Here is a 16,944-nt window from a genome sequence, read left to right on the forward strand (position 1 = left end):
ATGCAACCATACCACTGCCGGAAGGCCCGTGTCGAGGTCTACCAGCCGATGCAGCGAAAGCCCAGGACATTGGATGAAAACCGGGTGTCAAAGCTCTGGAGCTGTTGGCGGATAAGGCTCCGGTCGGAGAGGAAGCTGCCTCCCACCGCTGTTTTGACGGGTTCACCGCCCTTTTCCGGGATCTGGTCGCTGACCCATTCCAGGGCGTTGCCCATGAGGTCGTAGACCCCGAAGGGGCTGGCTCCCTTGGGGAAGGTGTCCACGGGAAGGGTTCCGCCTGCCCCGACCTCTTCGGTGTTGCAGAGGTGGCTTGCCCAGGCATCTCCCCAGGGGTAGGGACTGTCGGATTTTCCCCCCATGGCCAGCCATTGGGCCAGGGTGGGGAGCCGTTTGCCGGACCAGGACGCAAAGGCCATGGCGTCTTCGTAGCTCACCTGGACCACGGGGTGGTGGGCGCTGGTGTGCACTGAGGATCGGGCACCGGAGGGCTTGTACCAGTTGACCCCGCGGATGAGGCGCAAGCCCTTGCTCGTGGAGAGGCTGATTCTCCTGCCGCGGGATTGACGGGTGAGGCGCGGTTCGTACACGGCGCCGAACCCCCGCTCTTCGGCGGTGGTCTTGTAGCCGGTGCGACCGATAAACACCTCAAAGAGGGCATTGGTGACCGGGTATTTGCCCGCAAGGAACTCTTCCAGATCGGCCAGGACCTCCTGGCCGGTCACCGGATCCAGAGCCGGATAGCGGCCGGACGGGATGTGGATGTAGCGGTTGTAGTACCGTTCGGATTCGTTGAGCAGGGCGTCGAACCGATCGGCGCGTTCCTGCATGGCGTCGGGATCTTCGTCTGCGGCCCATGGGGGAGCGTCCTCATCGACCTCTTCAACCTCGTCATCGGAGATCTCTTCAAGGGCGTCATCTTCATCCACCTCTTCGATGTCATCATCGGAGATCTCCTCCCAAGGGGTCGTTTTCATCGACTTCTTCGATCTCATCATCGGAGATCTCTTCTAATGCGTCGTCTTCGTCGACCTCTTCGATCTCATCATCGGAGATCTCTTCTAATGCGTCGTCTTCATCGATCTCTTCGATGTCGTCATCGGAGATCTCCTCCAGGGCGTCGTCTTCATCGACCTCTTCGATCTCATCTTCAGGGATCTCCTCCAGGGTGTCGTCATCATCGAGGATGTCGAGTTCTTCGTCCTGCTCATCGGCAATCTCTTCAAGCTCGCCTTCAGGTATCTCTTCCAACTCCTCGTCATCATTGAGGATATTGATCTCTTTGTCGTCGGACTCGTCAATCTCTTCAATATCCTCATCGAGATCTTCATCGAGGAGTTCTTCGACCTCATCTTCCCCATCGAGGGTATCGAGCTCTTCCTCTTCGGTCTCGTCGATCTCTTCAAGCTCGTCGTCGAGGATTTCTTCGACTTCATCTTCATCATCGAGGATATCGAGCTCTTCTTCTTCGGCTTCGTCAAGCTCTTCAATATCCTCATCGAGGATCTCCTCGACGTCATCTTCCTCTTCAAGGACCTCAATCTCTTCGTCGTCTTCCCGCTGCTCAAGCTCCTCTTCCGGGGGCTCCTCCGGGGTGTCCTCCTCAAAGTCGGGCAGGGCGCCGCCCTTTTCAAGGGCCTGTACCGCACGTTTCAATTTTTCCGCGAGGTTTTCAGTGCCGTCCATGAGGGGGCCGCCTTTTTCAGCCATCTCGGCAAGGGCGTCCAGCAGGGCGCTCGCCTTTTCGATATCCGGGCTGTTGGCGTTGGTGAAGTGGTTGGCAAAGGGGGCGTACAGGGCCTCTTTGGCCTCCTGGGATACCACAAGGGCGTGGTCTGCTGAGATGGTCACCCCTTCGGGGTTGTTTCCATCCTTGAAGAGGCGGGAGAGATCCCGGTTGACGGAATTCCGGATGGTGCTGAGGTTTTTTCGCCTGGACTTGAGCTGCGCCGGGTCGTGGGTCTGCCAGATGGCCTGGACAAGAAGGTCGGAGTCCACGGGATCGGAGCTGTACCCGTTGTCCCGGCCTGCGTGGGAGAGGAGAACTTTGAGGTACGCCATATTCCGGGAGTGCCTGGAGTAGCCGAGGTGGTCGATGACCTCGTCCATGGCGTCCGAAGAAAATGTGACGTTGTTGAAATCGTTTGAAGTCATGTGGTGCGTCTCGGCGCTGCTCCTGCTCCCTGTGAGTCCTGTTCGGCTGTCCTATACCTGGTCGAACCATAACCCAATCGGCCGCGGGTCACAATACCGGGGAGCCTGGAGGGTGCGCGGGCCCTGTTTTGCCCGCCGGGCGGTGCGGGCGGAACGCGGCTCCATGGGGGAGGTCATGGCGATGCCGGTTTCTTTTACCGGTCAGGTATGCTATGTCTACGTGGGTAATTCCTGTTAATTATTTGTTTTTCTTGTTTCCACGCATCCAAAGCAAAGGCTCGTGCCATGTATCACACCATCGCACTGCTTAATCCACTGGGCGCCTCAGGCAAGACGACCCTGGCTGTTAACCTGGCGTTTTCTTACGCTCTCCTTGAGATGCGAACCCTTTTTGTGGACTGCACCTCGTCCGGTGCGGGGTCGCGGATGATGATGGAAGAGGAGCAAAGGCCGGTCTGGGGCGTTGCCGATGTGATCAGCGGAATTGTGGGGCTGCGGGGGGCTGTGGTCCCTGGACGGACGCCTTATCTGGACGTGCTTCCCGCGTTGTCCGGTGAAAAAGAAGCGGAAAAATGGCTGGCCCTCAATCCGGAAAAAGAGAAGGTCCTGGCCTTGAGCCTTCGCAAACCCGGGGAAGGGTATGATCGCGTAATCATTGATACCCCTTCGGGGAACGGCTTTTATGTGAAAAGCGCCCTGGCCGCCTCGGACCTGGCCCTGGTCCCCCTGTATCCGGGCTGGGACCAAAACTCGCAGCTTAAGGAGGCGCGGGATTGTGTCGATGAAGTACTAAAGTGTCTGAACCCGGACCTGAAAGGCCTTGGGTTCGTGTCGATGGGGCCTTCAGATCCGGTCCCGGATGACGCCGGCAGGCAATTCGTCGGTCGACTGCCCGATTGCGATGCCGTTCGGAAAGGAATGGCAACCGATACTCCCGTTGCCCTCGTGGATGTGATGTCCCCCGGGGCCCAAGCGTTTCTGGATCTGGCCCGGGAGATGAGGGAAGCGGCGACAGTCCCATGATGGAGAGAATGTGATGTACCAGGCCGATTTGGATGGCAAGACGATGGCCGAAGAAGAAAAAGAGAAAAAGCTGGTTCCCGACGACGCCTTTCAAAAGGGCGAACGGGATTTGATGGACATTGTGACCGGCAGCCTTGACTGGGATGTCATTGAAAAGCTGCTGGAAGAGAAGTACGGCTGTCCGCTTCAGGATGATCAAGTAGAAAAAGGGGCGCCTTTACCAGTAGAAGAAGACCGCATTGCCTATCAGATGGATTTTCAGGCTCGCATTACCCTCTCGTTGATGATCGGCCGGGATGGCCGCTGTGTGGATGTGGTGGCCGGCGTTGTCTCCCCGGATGATGCCTCCCAGGACACCGAATGAACCGGAACGGCTTGTGAGGCGGAGACTTCCCCGGGAACCCGAGGGCGGTCTCCTATCATGATACCGTCAGCTTATGCAGTGAGTGTGATTGATGAATGTCGGTTTGAAAGATACCTTTGAATTCCATGTCCAAAAACGCTTGACCGGTGTGGACGGGTACACCCCTGTATGGCAACGCATCGGGCCCAGCATCGACGCCTTTGCCGTCCTTGTACTGGTCCATGCCGAAGAGGGATCCGGGTTTTCCCTTCAGGATGTGGTGGGGGAGGCCGTGGAACTGGGGCTGATCACCGAAGGCCGGACCACGGAGGTGGTGGAGCTGCTGCGCCAGGAGGGGCTCCTTGCCGGTTCCGAAGAGGCTCCGGAGGTGGGCGAGGCCGCCCGGTTTCTTATGGCCGGTCTGGATGCCGCCTACCCCAAGATGCCCGGAATTGTTCTTCCCGCCTTTCTTGTGCAGATCCTTCAGGAGCTCCTGGACGGGCGCAACGATCTTGACAAAGCCTTGAACCAGGTGGACCAGACGCTTATGGGACGTGGCGCTGATGACGACGATGAATCGCCGCACAGGGAAGATCCTGCCGAAGCCGAAGCCCGACGTGAGCGGTTCCTCAAGCGAATCGCCTCCATTCGAAAGCGGCTCACCGAGGAGAAGGGGAAAGCACTCAACGTTCAGGAGGTGACCCCCCAGACAGCCAAGGGGGCTTTAAGAACCCTTGTGGTCTCTTCGGATGATCCGCCTCCCCGTGAGGCAGAGCCTGCGGAAGAGCCCAAAGCTCTCGAACCCGAGGTTCCGAAACCTTCCCAGGAGGAGATTCAGCGGGAGGCGTTTCTGGCCATTCAGCGTGAGAAGATGGAGCTGGAACGCCAGAAGAACGAACTCCTTCTCGAAAAAAAACGCCTTGAGGAGGAACGGCAGCGAAAGGGCGCGGCAGAGCTTGAAGGGGCCGACGAAGAGAAAAAGACCGTGGAGCACATGACCCACGGTGAAACCGACGAAGACATTGCCGCCGCCATCGCCCGTTTTGAAGAGAGCCTCTCTCTGGTGTGCCCCATCTGCAAGGTGGGAAAACTGGAAACCCGCTCCACAGAACACGGCAAGACCTTTTACCGGTGCGACAACAGGTCCTGCGGCTTTGTCACCTGGAAGCGGCCCTATCCTTTTGCCTGCCCCGTCTGCAAGAACCCGTTCCTTGTGGAAAACGATACCGGGGACGGCCTTGCCTGCCCGAGGTCCGTGTGTTCCTTCAAACAAGAGGGGCTGGAAGCACCTCAGGAAAAGGCGGCGGCACCTGCCGGTACCCGGCGTGTGCGCAAGGTCCGCCGCGTGGTGCGGAAAAAAAGATAACAGTATCCGGTGATGGTCTGCATGAAGAATGCGGAGTAATTGATTGGAATGGTACAAAAACAGCCCCTTTTGCCGTAAGGCAAAAGGGGCTGTTTGTTTATGCTGTGATCGTTGAGCTGGCGGGTCGCTTTTTGAAAAAAGCTCCGCAAAAACATTTCCAATGGACCGTGCTTCGGCGGGGCCTCGAAATGATGACTTAAGACCTGTTTGTCAAACTTTTTAAAAGTTTGGCCCCCGGCAGGGCCGCCGGAGGCTTTTTTTAAGCTAAATGGTTGCGTTACGCTTTGGACTCCCCCAACACATGGGACTCCAGCACAAAGCAGGTAAAGGTCCCTTTAAAGACCTCCTCCACGCCCCGTCTCACGGTGACGGGCACCATACGTTTTTTCCCTTTCACCTCTTCCACCACGGCTTCTGCCGTAAGGATCTCCCCGACCCGGACAGGTTTCAGAAAACTGGTTTCGGCGGCTCCCAGGACAACATACGGATCATTGACGGCGCACATGGCCGCGTAATCCGCCATGCCGAAGACAAATCCTCCGTGGACAAGCTGCTGTGCGTCGGCGGCCATGTCTGAGGTGGTGGTGAGGGTCACGACGCAGCGTCCCTCTTCAAGGGCGGTGACCGTGCCGCACAGGTCGGTGTTGATGGCAAGGTGGGTGGTGCAGTTCATGGTGGCTCCTTTGGTTGTGGGACTGTGCCGGGGGCAATTGGGCCTTGCCGCCGGACGCTCTGGTCGTGTCATAGCCCGGATAGAATCGTTACATCTTTAATTCGGTTTTGGTTCGGGGTCAAGGCGTCATGGAGACCGTTTCTGCTGGCTACAGCGCATCTTTCTTGCCATGGGCTGAAAACCTCTGTATATATGACCACGTGGTCACTGACCGGGTGGTCACATGCAGGGATGTAAATCGAAACAGGGGCTTGTGGTACCTCGGCCCTTCTGAAACCTCGCGGAAGAGGGGAATATGGATTTTATCGATTCAGCACTGGCTCCCGTATGGGACAAGGTAAAGGCAGGGCAGCGGCTGTCCTTTGACGACGGAATGGCGCTTTATGCGTCCCCGGATCTGCCCGCAGTGGGGCGCATGGCCGATTACGTGCGCAGGCAGCGCCACGGCAACGTCGCCTATTACGTCTACAACCAGCACGTCAACTACACCAACGTCTGCTCCAACCGGTGCACCTTCTGCGCCTTTGCCACGGACGAAGGGACCAATAACGCCTATACGTGGAGCGTGGAAGAGGTCAAGGCCCGCCTCATGGAGCGCATGGATGAGCCCGTACGGGAGATCCACATGGTGGGCGGCCTTAACGAAAACCTGGATTTCGACTATTTTACCGGTCTGCTCAAGGCCATGGCCGAGGTGCGGCCCGAGGCCACCATCAAGGCCTTTACGGCGGTGGAGATCGATTACCTTTCCCGTCTTTCCGGCCTCTCCCTTGCTGAAACCGTGGCGGAACTCAAGGCTGCGGGACTTGCCATGATGCCCGGCGGCGGCGCAGAGGTGATGAGCGAGCGGGTCCACGATGAGCTGTTCCCCAAGAAGATCGGCAAGGACCGCTGGCTGGAGGTGATGGAGACGGTGCATGCCGCAGGCATCCCCACCAACGCCACCATGCTTTACGGCCACATCGAAACCCTGGAGGAGCGGGTGACTCACCTGATGACCCTTCGGGAACTCCAGGACCGTACCGGCGGGTTCTCTTCGTTTATTCCCCTGGCCTTTCATTCCAAGAACACCAAGCTCACCCACATTCCGCCCACCGGCGGGGTGGATGACCTGAAGAACGTGGCTGTTTCCCGACTGATGCTCGACAACTTCGATCACATCAAGGCCTACTGGGTGATGATCGGTGAGAAGCTGGCCCAGGTGGCCCTCTCCTTTGGGGCGGATGACCTGGATGGCACCATCATCGAAGAGCGGATTACCCATACAGCGGGTGCCACTTCTGCCAAGGGCCTCACCCGGACCGAGATGTCCGCCATGATCCGTGGGGCCGGGTTCGAGCCCGTGGAACGGGATTCCTTTTACAACCATATCTCTTAAGGGAGGCGACTTTTGGAAGCCCTATCACGCAAAATATCATCGGGTTACCGGGTAAGCCCTGAAGATCTGCTTGAGCTTTATGATCGCGCAACCCTGCCGGAACTCGGGGCCCTGGCCCATGCCGTGCGCCTGGCCAAGCACCCCGATCCTGACGTGACCTTTGTGGTGGACCGGAACATCAACTACACCAACGTCTGCACTTCAGAGTGCAAGTTCTGTGCGTTTTATTCCAAAGTGGGTGGAGACGGCGGGTACGTTCTCAGCCGGGAGTCGTTCCGGCAGAAGATTGAGGAGACCCTGGAACTGGGAGGAACCCAGATTCTTCTCCAGGGCGGCATGAATCCGGCCCTGACCCTGGACTGGTACGTGGACCTCCTCAGCTGGCTCACCACCACCTTTCCCATCCATGTCCACGGATTCTCACCCCCTGAGATCTCATGGCTCGCGGACCAGAGCGGGCTCTCCATTGCCGAGACGGTCAAGGCCCTCAAGGACGCAGGTCTCAAATCGATCCCCGGTGGCGGGGCAGAGATCCTCGTGGATGAAGTGCGCCGAAAAGTCTCCCCCAACAAATGCGGGGTGGACAACTGGCTTGAGGTGATGCGGCAGGCCCATCTTACGGGCATGCGGTCCACGGCCACCATGATGTTCGGCCACCTGGAGACTCCGGCCCAGATCGTGGAGCACCTCACCCGGATTCGTGACCTTCAGGACGAGACCGGCGGGTTCACCGCGTTCATTCCCTGGACCTTTCAGCCGTCCAACACCGATCTTCACGTGGAGAAAGCCACGGCCGACGCGTACCTGCGCGTTCTGGCCCTCTCCCGGATCTTTCTGGACAACGTGGACAACATCCAGGCCTCCTGGGTCACCCAGGGCGAGAAAATTGCCCAGGTGGCGCTCTTTTTCGGTGCCAACGACATGGGCTCCACCATGATCGAGGAGAACGTGGTCTCCGCCGCAGGCGTGGATCACATGCTGCCCAAGGATGAGCTGATCCGTGTGGTGGCCTCCGCCGGGTTTACCCCGGTGCAGCGGGACTGCTTTTACAACCACCTTGCGGTGTGTGCATGAGACGAGTGCACCGGGCAGCGTGGGTGGTGGTGGACGCCGACACCGTCCTGCCCCAGGGGTACCTGGTGGTGGAAGACGGGACCATTGTCTCCGTGGGCACCGGCAAGGGGCCCAAGGGGATTGAGGTTGAAGAGCACGGAGACGCCGCCCTTGTCCCGGCTTTTGTCAACGCCCATACCCACCTGGAGCTGTCAGCCCTTTCCGGCCGGGTGAAAAGCGACGCCGGGTTTGCCCCCTGGGTGAGGGACCTTCTGGCGGTTCGGGAGAGTATTCCCAGAAATGAGCTGGTGGAGGCGGCGCAACAGGCGGTCCGTCATGCTGAGGCGGCAGGAACTCTTCTTTTTGGCGATATCTCGACCCTGGGCATCACAAGGCCCCTGTTCGACGAGGGAAGGGCACAGGGCGTCTGGTTTCAGGAGTATCTGGGCAACCCAAATCCCCTGGCCATGCCCCCGGGGGGCGAGGGGGCGCCCGGGGCGAGCCTTGCCGCCCATGCCCCCCACACCACGGCACCGAAAGCCATTCAGGCCATGAAGGCCCTTACCGCCCGGGCAGGCCGTCCGTTGAGCATTCATCTGGACGAGTCCGACGCCGAGCGTGAGTTCCTCACCACCGGAAAGGGGGCCTGGGCCGATTTTCTTACGGAGCGGGGCATCGATTTCTCTTCCTGGCCTCTGCCCGCAGACGACCCGGTCTCCTATCTCCTGGATTTGGGAGTGGTGGATGCATCGACCCTTGTGGTTCATCTCCTGCAGACCAAGGCACCCCAGTTCAGGCAACTGGCAGAGGCCGGTGCCACGGCTGTCTGCTGCGTGCGCAGCAACCATCTTCTCCATGGCCGAACGCCGGATATGGAGGCCATGGTTGGGGCCGGGCTTACCGTGGCTCTGGGCACCGACAGTCTGGCCAGTTGCGACAGCCTCTCCATCCTGGATGAGATGCGTGCCGTGGCCGCCGAGGCACCGGGGCTTGCCCCGGCCGAGATTTTCCGCATGGCAACAGAGCACGGGGCCAAAGCCCTGGGCTTAACGGGGCGCTTCGGGCGTCTTGCGCCCGGCTGCTCGGCCCGGTGCCTTGAAGTGACCCGGGCATCAACACCGCCGTCTTTTTCGTACGGCTGGTTTTTGGACGAGGACGTGGCTGTGCGGGTTCTCCCATGAAGCCCAAGCGGAACGTTTTTGCGGCGCTTTATCCAAAAAGCGACCCGCCGGAGGCAACGGAATAGTTTCCGTTTTTTAAGATTTTAACCAGAGAAGGCAGCGTCATGAGCAAGATTCCCATAGGACGTATCAGCTATATCAACGTATCCCCGGTTTACCATGGCATCGACCATGGGGACTGCCCGGCGTGGCTCTCCATGGTGACCGAGCCTCCGGCGACCCTCAACGCCATGCTCAGGGACGGGGAGGTGGTGATGAGCCCGGTTTCTTCCGTGGCCTATGCGCGCAACGCAGACCAGTGGCTTTTGTTGCCTGATCTTTCCATTGCATGTGACGGCAAGGTTCTGAGCGTGTTGTTTGTGTCGGATAAGCCCATGGAGTCCCTGGACGGGGACCGTGTGATGGTGACCGAGGAGTCGGCCACCTCGGTGGAGCTATTGCGCATTCTTCTTCGGAAGAAAGGGGGCTGTCCGGTCATCGAACCGGGAAGGGTCCACGACCCTTCAGACCTTCCCGAAGGCGTGAAAGGAGCCCTGGTCATTGGGGATTCAGCCCTTCTTGCCGACTGGCACGGGCGGTTTCCATACGTCTATGACCTGGGAATGGAGTGGAAACAGATGACGGGGCTGCCCTTTGTCTTTGCGGTGTGGGCCATACGAAAGGATTTTTGTGCCATGGCTCCGGCCGTGGTGGACCGCCTTGTGGAATTGTTTCACCGATCCCGTGCAGCCGGTCTCTCAGATTTGCATGGTATTGTAACGGATACCCATGCAAAAACAGGTCTTTCCAGGGAGACCCTGACACGCTACTTCAACCACCTGGTGGTGAGCCTGGGGGATCAGGAGATCAAAGGTCTCTCCCTCTATTTTGAGCAGCTCTACCGATATGGCCTTCTTCCCAAGAAAGTCGTTCCTGCCTTTGCCTCTTCATTTGAAACCCTGCCTTCAAGGGAATTTCCCCATTCCATGCCCCACCATCGCGCTTTTGCGGTGTGATTGAATGGCGGTGCGCCCCTCGGAATCATTGCGAAATTACGGATATCTGTGATGCCAAGGGGTTGTGCTGCGGTGGTGGTCCTCGTTGCGTCAGTCGGTGCGGGGGCCGCACCCTACGTTTGGTATGGTAGGGTGCGCCGTGCGCACCGTCATCGCTTCAACCCTCGGAATCATTTCGAAATTGCGGATATCTGTGATGCCATGGGTGTTGCGTGCCCTATATGAACAAGGGCATGTCGGACCGGGGAATGAGCCCGCTTTTTTCTGCCCGGTCCATAAGGACTTCCACGGCGGCCACGCCTTCATCCCCAAGATCAATGGAGAAATTATTGACGTAGAGGTCGATGTGGTTCTGGGTGACTTCGTCGGAGAGCTCCACGGCGTGGCTGCGGATGTAGTCTCGGGAGGCGTCGGGGTGGGCAAAGGCGTAGGTGACGCTTTGGGAGATGGCGGCTTCGATGCGGACAATTTCGTCTTTGGGGAGGTCCCGGGCTGCGGCAATGCCGCCCAGTGGGATGGGCAGATCGGTTTCCCGCTCCCAGAAGGCTCCTAAATCGTCCACACAGGTGAGGCCGTGGTCGGCGTAGGTAAAGCGGCTTTCGTGGATGATAAGGCCCGCTTCGAATTCCCCTGAGGCCACCTTGGGCATGATGGTGTCAAAGACCATGGGGATGGCGTTGGGCGTTTGGCCGAGGTAGAGGCCCAGCAGGAGGTGGGCCGTGGTCATGAGGCCCGGCACCGCGATGGGAATTTTCCTTAAGCGCTTGGGATCGAACCCGGGCCTTGCCACGATGAGGGGGCCGCAACCCCTGCCAAGGGCAGCGCCGCTGCGCAGTAGGGCATATCGGTCTCGCAGGTGGCCCAATGCCGCAAAGGAGAGCTTGGTGACGTCAAAGGTTCTCTCTGTGGCAAAGCCGTTCAAGGCCTCCACATCGTGGAGGTGCGTCTCAAAGGTTGTGTCTCCGGCCTTTACAAGTCCGTGGACAAGGGCATGGAAAATGAACGTGTCATTGGGGCAGGTGGAGTATGCCAGGGTTCGATTCATTGCATGTGCCTGTGGGTCTAAATGTCGTTTGTGTTCTATGGCGTGATTCCGTGATCAGCTTTATGAAAATCGCCTCAAACAGGTCTCTATTGTTAAAAAAAAAGTAGCTTATCGGCTATAAAAACAGCCTCCGGCGGCAAGGTGTGCCACCTTGAAAGCAGGTTGCGGATGCGTTTTGCCCCTCGTTCCTCGGGTCAAATCACATCCGCCTTTAAAGCAAAACTCACCCAAAAAGATTTTTTAAAACCTGTTTGTTAAACCCGCCTTTATAAAATCAGGCAAAGGTTTACCCCCCGGCAGGGCCGCCGGAGGCATAAGCTGAATAGTTACAAAAAAGGGAGCTATTCAGCCAAGGGCACAGCCCGTCAGCAAATGTGAGGCCCCTGAGGAACGAAGGGACGGAGCATTTGCGAGCCTGGGGTGCAGGGGATTTATCCCCTGCCCGCCGGAGGCGCTTTTGAGCTGAGTCGTTACATGGTTTCCTGCAACACCGCCATCAAGCACGCGCAGCTGTTTTCAAAGGCCAGGGGCAGGTTCCAGGCGTTTCGGTTCCGCCGGCCCACCAGATTACTGGCCCCCCTGATTTCGAGGAAGGGGATGCCGTAGTGCAGGGCCACGTGGGCGGCTGCGGCTCCCTCCATGGATTCCATGACCGGGCAGTAGAGTTCAAACAGGTTTTTTGCCCGTGAGGCGGTGGTCGTGATGGTGGAAGCGCTCACAAAGGAGCCTTTGTGGAGCTGAAAGCCCGAAATTCCCTGTGTGCGTATGGCGGCCATGGCATCCCCGGCGAGTTCTCGGTCGAGGAGGAAGCGGTGCCTGTACTCTTTGCCGTTTATTTCCATGAGGGGAAAGGGCAGGGGAGAGATGTGCACGCTTTTTTCTTCGGTGTTGGGTTCCAGGCCCATGTGGACGTCGATCTCTTCGGTGGCCACGGCCACATCCCCCACTGAGATTCCCGCGCTGGCAAACCCTCCGGCGCATCCCACCTGGACAATAAGGGAGGGAGAGAGGCGTTCAATGGCGGCGGTGAGGCCCTGGGCGGTGTTCACGGCCCCGGGGCCTGCCTCAAGGGCAATGAGCTTTTTTGTGCCCACGGTGGCAGCCATGGCGGTGCGACCGGCAATGTCCATGGGGTTCGCATTGTCGAGGCGGGCCAGCATAGGGGCGAGTTCTGCGCGGACAGCGGAGAGGACAAGGACGGTATTCATGGTGTCACCCCGGTAAGGAGGCTGGCGCACAGGGTTTGGATCCGCTGTTCCAGCTCGGTGTCATCGGCGTCGTGGATACCCAGGCCGCCGTCCATGTGGGGCAGGGTCAGGGCCTGGAGGAATCGGTCCATGGCCGCGTCCATGATAAAACAGGCGGCCTCGATGTTCACCCCGTCCCGGAGTTCGCCTTTGTCCCGGGCTGTTTCGAGGAGGGAGCGGAGGTACTCCAGGCTGTAGCGCCGGATGGAGGTGAGGATCTCGGAGCGGAAGGGGATCTCTTTTTCCGCCAGGGTTCTCACATAGAGCCGGTAGATCACCGGGTGTTTTCGGGTGAACCCGACCCCGGCCTTTAAGGTCTCTTCCAGGCGAATTCTTAAGGGGGCGTCGGCGGTGGCGTCCCGGACGTCCTTTAAGTAGCTCTTCACCTTTTCCACGGACTGTCCGAAAATAAAAAGGAAAAGTCCTTTTTTGTCTCCGAAGTATTGGAAGATGGAGCCCTTGGCAATGCCGACCCTGGAGACGATGGCGTTGATGCTCGCGCTTCGGTATCCGTTGTCGGAAAATTCATCGGCGGCCGCATCTTCGATGCGGCGTTTTTTTTCATCGGGCAGGTTCAGGAAGGTCTGGTTGGGTTCCATTCAGGTATGCCTTGTCACTTCTTGTCCCGGATCATGTCAAGGACGGCTTCTAAGGCCATGGTGTATCCCCTGGCGCCGAAACCGGCGATGATCCCGTCTGCCACTCCCGAGACGTAGGAGTGGTGGCGGAAGGGTTCCCGTTTGTGGATGTTGGAGAGATGGATCTCCACAATGGGGCAGGAGAGCATGGCCAGGGCGTCCCGGATGGCCACGCTTGTATGGGTGTAGGCCGCCGGGTTGATGATGAGCCCGCTGACGCGCCCGTAAGCCTCCTGGATGCGGTCCACGATCTCCCCTTCGGCGTTGGACTGGAAGCTCTCCACGTCCGCCCCGAGTGAGGCACCCAGGGTGTTGAGTTCCCGGTCGATGTCGGCAAGGGTGGTGGTGCCGTAGATCTCAGGCTCCCTTCGTCCCAGCATGTTGAGGTTGGGGCCGTGGATGACGTCGATGACCATGGGCTTCACAAGGGGCCTCCCTTTTAGATGGCGACGGCCGAAGCCGCCGCACGTTGTGTGGTTCGGGCAGACCGCCGCGGGGCGGTGCCTTTAGTTGGATGCTTCTTCGATCTCTTTTTTGAGAAAGGAGATGGTCTCTTCGTAGCTTTCGCTGCCGAAGATGGCGGAGCCCGCCACAAAGGAGTCCACACCGGCCTCTGCGATGGCGCGGACAGTTTTCTTGTTTACCCCGCCGTCGATCTGGATGAGGGTGGACAGGCCCCGGTCTTTGATCATTTTTTTGATCTCCCGCACCTTGTCGAGGCTGTTCTCGATGAAGGACTGACCGCCGAACCCGGGGTTCACGCTCATGACCAGGACAAAATCAAGCTCGTCCAAGACCCACTCGATGGCGCTCACCGGTGTGGCCGGGTTCAGGGCCACCCCTGCTTTGGCACCCAGGGACTTGATGAGCTGGATGGAGCGGTTCAGGTGAGTGCACGCCTCGGCGTGGACGGAGATCCAGTCGGCACCTGCCTTGACGAAGTCAGGGATGAGAAGGTCCGGCTTTTCGATCATGAGGTGGACGTCCAGGGGAAGGTCCGTCACTTTTTTTGAGGCCTCTACAATGATGGGGCCGTAGGTGAGGTTGGGCACGAAGTGGCCGTCCATGACGTCGATGTGGATCCAGCCGGCTCCGGCAGCCTCAACCGCCTTGATTTCGTCTCCGAGTTTTGAAAAGTCTGCCGACAATATGGAAGGTGCAATGATGGACATGAATAACATCCTGATATTTCATGGGGTTGATAAAATAAAGAATTGTTGCTTTTTATCCCGAACAGCCTTGAAAATCAATCGCCTTAATCAAAAAAACGTGTCTCTTTGAGATGACCGTTTTCATACAGGAAGAGGGTTGCGCGTTCAAAGGTGGGCACAAGGACCCAGAGCTCTTCTCCGGGCAGGGCCTCCCGGTCCAGGATGGTGTCGGTGTGACGGTCCCCAACCAGCTGGATCTTGACCCGTTTTTTCAGGAACCCTTCGTCCATGCGCCAGGTAAAGAGGCGGGAGCCTGTGGCGCCTGTTCTGATGGATTCATCATCGGGACGCGGGGACCGGTTGATGGTGATGTCCACGGTCTGGCCCCGGGTCACCTTGAAACCTGGCTTCGGGAATTGGTCGAGAACGCTGTTGCGTTCAGCGGTGTCCGACGGAGTGGAGGTGATGGTGCCCACTTTGAGGTCCATGGTCTCGATGCGCTCCAAAGCAACATCCAGGGGGCTGGCGGTGAGGTCTGCCATCATCATGGCTTTGGGCTCTTTGCCGTTGCTCAGCAAAAGGTCCACCTTGTCTCCCCGGGTCACCAGGGCACCGGGAGCCGGCACGTGGGCGATGACCGCACCTTTTTCCACCTCCGGGTGGTAGAGGGTGGAGGTGGCTCCGAACTCAAGGCCCATTGCCGTAAGCTGGATCCTGGCCTCGGCCAGGGCAAGGTGTTTGAAGGAGGGCATGGCCACCAGTTGGGGGCCCTTGGAGAAGACGATCCGCACGTCCCGGCCCCGTTTGATGCGGGTCCCGGGCTCCGGGTCCTGAAAGATGACGCGGTTCCTGGGGATGCGGGGAGAAAATTCCGAACCCTTGACCTTGGTGTTGAGTTCCATGGTGGAGAGGGTCTCCAGGACGTAGATGACGTCACGCCCCACCAGGTCGGGGACCACCACGCTCTTTTCGTTTCCGATGATGTAGGTCAGGGTCACAAAGGAGGTGATCCCGGCGGCTGCGACAAAGAGAATGAAGAGAGAGAAGAATTTGAGAAGACCCTTGAACATGATGATTCCCCGATGTGTATCCGGCATGTGAGGTGCCGTCAAAAAGATACTGCTTTTAAAATATTACTTTTCTTCCCGCACCATGCGAGCCGCAAAGAAGCCGTCCATTCCGTTTTTGTGGGGCAGGGGGGCCACATACCCTTCGGGGGTGATGAAGGCCTCGGCCCCTTGGGGGGCGGCGTCAAAGGGTTTCATCATACGAAAATCCGTGTGTTTTTCAAGGAAGGCCTCCACCACGGCTCCGTTTTCTTCGGGTTCCATGGAGCAGACCGCGTAAACCAGGGTACCGCCGGGGCGCACGCACCGGGCCGCTGCCGAGAGAATGGCTTTTTGCTTTTTTGTGTGCCGGGTGGCGTTGCGCTTGAAGTATTTCCACTTGGTGTCCGGGTTTCGGCGGATGACCCCGAGGCCGGAGCAGGGGGCGTCCACGAGGACGGCGTCAAATCCGCCTCCGATGATATCGGGGCTCTCACGGGTGAGGTCGCAGGCGTGGGTGGTGATGTTGGTGATACCGAGTCGTGCCATCTCACGGGCCAGGCTTTTGAGTTTGTAGGCCTCCACATCCATGGAGACCAGCTCCCCCTGATTGTCCATCACCTGGGCCAGGTGGCCGGACTTGCCGCCACTCGCACAGACATCCAGAACCCGCGAGCCGGGTTTTGGGTTCACCATCAGGGCGATGAGCTGTGCGGCTTCGTCCTGGACCTGGAAAAGTCCTTCTTTGAATGCGTCCATCTCAAAGATGGGTGTTTTGGGCGAGGTAAAGGAGAGGCCCAAAGGGGAGGCCGGGGTAGGGGAAAGGGTCTCCACCTGGGGGGCAAGGCGCTCGGAGAGCTCCTCCCGGGTTGTTTTCAGTGTGTTGGTGCGCACGGTGATGGGGGCGATGTCGTTGGAGGCCCGGCACAGGGCTGCGGCCTCCTCAAGGCCCATGCGGGCAATCCATTTTTCCACCAGCCACTGGGGCATGGAGGTGGTGACGGCCAATTTCTTTTCCGGGGCGAGTCCCTCCAGGGACGGTTCCTCCGGGTTTCTGAGGCAGGTGCGCAGCAGGGCGTTGACAAACCCACCGGACGATTCAGACGCGTGGACCTTGGCCATCTCCACGGCGGTGTTCACGGCTGCGGATTCGGGGATCCTGTCCATGAACCGGAGCTGGAACAGGGCGATGCGCAGGATGGTGAGAATTTTTTTATCAATCCTGGCGATGCCCTTGGTCGCAAAGTGGTCGATGGTGTAGTCCAGCTGTCCCCTGTGTCGAAGCACCCCGTAAACAAGGGCGTTGGCAAGGCCCATTTCCCGCCGGTCCAGTTCGACCTTGCCGGTGATGCGGTCCATCACAGAGTCTAAGGTGGCGTCGGCGTTTTTATCAAAGGTGGTGAGTATCTCAAAGGCCAGGCTTCGGGCGTCTTGGGTCATGGATTGTCCTGCTTTTAAAAGTGATTGAAAAAATATGTTTTTTTGGGGTGACCCGAACAGGGTGCACCGAGTGCACCCTATGGGCTGGTTCGCTGGAACGGTTGCATACCTTGGTTTTCAGCCCATCAAAAACGCCGCCCATGATTCCATCGGCGGCGCTTGATGTATACTGACGCAATATGGATATGCGCTTTTCAGCGCCCCATGCGGGCAC

Annotated in this window: 17 protein-coding genes; 7 read left to right on the plus strand and 10 right to left on the minus strand. The window is 58.7% G+C overall.

From position 1 onward, the window contains the following. Positions 1-38: 38 nt before the first annotated feature. Both ACOYW1_RS10665 and ACOYW1_RS10670 read right to left on the minus strand, forming a co-directional pair. Entirely contained in the window at positions 39-974 is a 936-nt protein-coding gene (locus ACOYW1_RS10665; RefSeq protein ID WP_482422773.1) for an SUMF1/EgtB/PvdO family nonheme iron enzyme, read from the minus strand. Then, a complete protein-coding gene (locus tag ACOYW1_RS10670) occupies positions 940-2,151 on the minus strand; it encodes a hypothetical protein (protein WP_482422774.1) in 1,212 nt (403 codons plus the stop codon). Before ACOYW1_RS10670 ends, ACOYW1_RS10665 begins: the two co-directional genes overlap by 35 nt. A gap of 285 nt (positions 2,152-2,436) precedes the next feature. Here ACOYW1_RS10670 and ACOYW1_RS10675 point away from each other — a divergent pair, with 285 nt between their 5' ends. The 3 genes from ACOYW1_RS10675 (at position 2,437) to ACOYW1_RS10685 (ending at position 4,883) form a co-directional block, all read left to right on the plus strand. After that, the gene (locus tag ACOYW1_RS10675; RefSeq protein WP_482422775.1) at positions 2,437-3,174 is read left to right on the plus strand and encodes a ParA family protein; all 738 of its coding nucleotides are present in this window, start codon (positions 2,437-2,439) and stop codon (positions 3,172-3,174) included. Positions 3,175-3,187: 13 nt separating this feature from the next. Then, the gene (locus tag ACOYW1_RS10680; protein WP_482422776.1) at positions 3,188-3,538 is read left to right on the plus strand and encodes a hypothetical protein; all 351 of its coding nucleotides are present in this window, start codon (positions 3,188-3,190) and stop codon (positions 3,536-3,538) included. A 103-nt stretch (positions 3,539-3,641) separates the two neighbouring features. Then, a complete protein-coding gene (locus ACOYW1_RS10685) occupies positions 3,642-4,883 on the plus strand; it encodes a hypothetical protein (protein ID WP_482422777.1) in 1,242 nt (413 codons plus the stop codon). A gap of 277 nt (positions 4,884-5,160) precedes the next feature. Here ACOYW1_RS10685 and ACOYW1_RS10690 read toward each other — a convergent pair whose 3' ends face one another. Next, positions 5,161-5,556, minus strand: coding sequence for a hotdog domain-containing protein (locus ACOYW1_RS10690; protein ID WP_482416453.1), 396 nt, complete (start codon positions 5,554-5,556; stop codon positions 5,161-5,163). 295 nt (positions 5,557-5,851) lie between these two features. On the opposite strand from ACOYW1_RS10690, the gene mqnE reads away from it, so the two are divergent. The 4 genes from mqnE to ACOYW1_RS10710 all read left to right on the plus strand — a co-directional run bounded on the left by mqnE (position 5,852) and on the right by ACOYW1_RS10710 (position 10,163). Then, positions 5,852-6,934 (plus strand): aminofutalosine synthase MqnE, encoded by a 1,083-nt coding sequence (gene mqnE / locus ACOYW1_RS10695; protein ID WP_482422778.1) that lies wholly within the window; start codon positions 5,852-5,854, stop codon positions 6,932-6,934. Between the two features lie 12 nt (positions 6,935-6,946). Beyond that, positions 6,947-8,008 (plus strand): cyclic dehypoxanthinyl futalosine synthase, encoded by a 1,062-nt coding sequence (gene mqnC, locus ACOYW1_RS10700; protein WP_482422779.1) that lies wholly within the window; start codon positions 6,947-6,949, stop codon positions 8,006-8,008. Continuing rightward, the gene (locus ACOYW1_RS10705) at positions 8,005-9,168 is read left to right on the plus strand and encodes an amidohydrolase family protein (RefSeq protein WP_482422780.1); all 1,164 of its coding nucleotides are present in this window, start codon (positions 8,005-8,007) and stop codon (positions 9,166-9,168) included. Before mqnC ends, ACOYW1_RS10705 begins: the two co-directional genes overlap by 4 nt. A gap of 104 nt (positions 9,169-9,272) precedes the next feature. Beyond that, positions 9,273-10,163 (plus strand): menaquinone biosynthetic enzyme MqnA/MqnD family protein, encoded by an 891-nt coding sequence (locus tag ACOYW1_RS10710; RefSeq protein ID WP_482422781.1) that lies wholly within the window; start codon positions 9,273-9,275, stop codon positions 10,161-10,163. A 217-nt stretch (positions 10,164-10,380) separates the two neighbouring features. Here the strand turns inward: ACOYW1_RS10710 and ACOYW1_RS10715 are convergent, their stop codons facing one another. From ACOYW1_RS10715 to rsmB, 7 genes are all read right to left on the minus strand, one after another. Beyond that, positions 10,381-11,208 carry a 1,4-dihydroxy-6-naphtoate synthase gene (locus ACOYW1_RS10715; RefSeq protein WP_482422782.1) on the minus strand — a complete coding sequence of 276 codons (828 nt, stop codon included), beginning with the start codon at positions 11,206-11,208 and terminating at the stop codon, positions 10,381-10,383. Between the two features lie 470 nt (positions 11,209-11,678). Next, entirely contained in the window at positions 11,679-12,416 is a 738-nt protein-coding gene (gene mqnB, locus ACOYW1_RS10720; protein WP_482422783.1) for a futalosine hydrolase, read from the minus strand. Further along, positions 12,413-13,054, minus strand: a complete 642-nt coding sequence (locus tag ACOYW1_RS10725; RefSeq protein WP_180146518.1) for a TetR/AcrR family transcriptional regulator — start codon at positions 13,052-13,054, stop codon at positions 12,413-12,415. Before ACOYW1_RS10725 ends, mqnB begins: the two co-directional genes overlap by 4 nt. Positions 13,055-13,068: 14 nt before the next feature. Beyond that, positions 13,069-13,509 carry a type II 3-dehydroquinate dehydratase gene (gene aroQ / locus ACOYW1_RS10730; RefSeq protein WP_482423702.1) on the minus strand — a complete coding sequence of 147 codons (441 nt, stop codon included), beginning with the start codon at positions 13,507-13,509 and terminating at the stop codon, positions 13,069-13,071. Positions 13,510-13,599: 90 nt separating this feature from the next. Further along, the gene (rpe, locus tag ACOYW1_RS10735; protein WP_482422784.1) at positions 13,600-14,265 is read right to left on the minus strand and encodes a ribulose-phosphate 3-epimerase; all 666 of its coding nucleotides are present in this window, start codon (positions 14,263-14,265) and stop codon (positions 13,600-13,602) included. Positions 14,266-14,348: 83 nt separating this feature from the next. Then, positions 14,349-15,314, minus strand: a complete 966-nt coding sequence (locus tag ACOYW1_RS10740; protein WP_180146524.1) for a PASTA domain-containing protein — start codon at positions 15,312-15,314, stop codon at positions 14,349-14,351. Positions 15,315-15,377: 63 nt separating this feature from the next. Next, on the minus strand, positions 15,378-16,730 hold the full coding sequence (rsmB, locus tag ACOYW1_RS10745; protein ID WP_482422785.1) for a 16S rRNA (cytosine(967)-C(5))-methyltransferase RsmB: 1,353 nt from the start codon (positions 16,728-16,730) through the stop codon (positions 15,378-15,380). Positions 16,731-16,944: the final 214 nt, after the last annotated feature.

The organism is Desulfoluna sp. CYM3A (genome assembly GCF_056829965.1).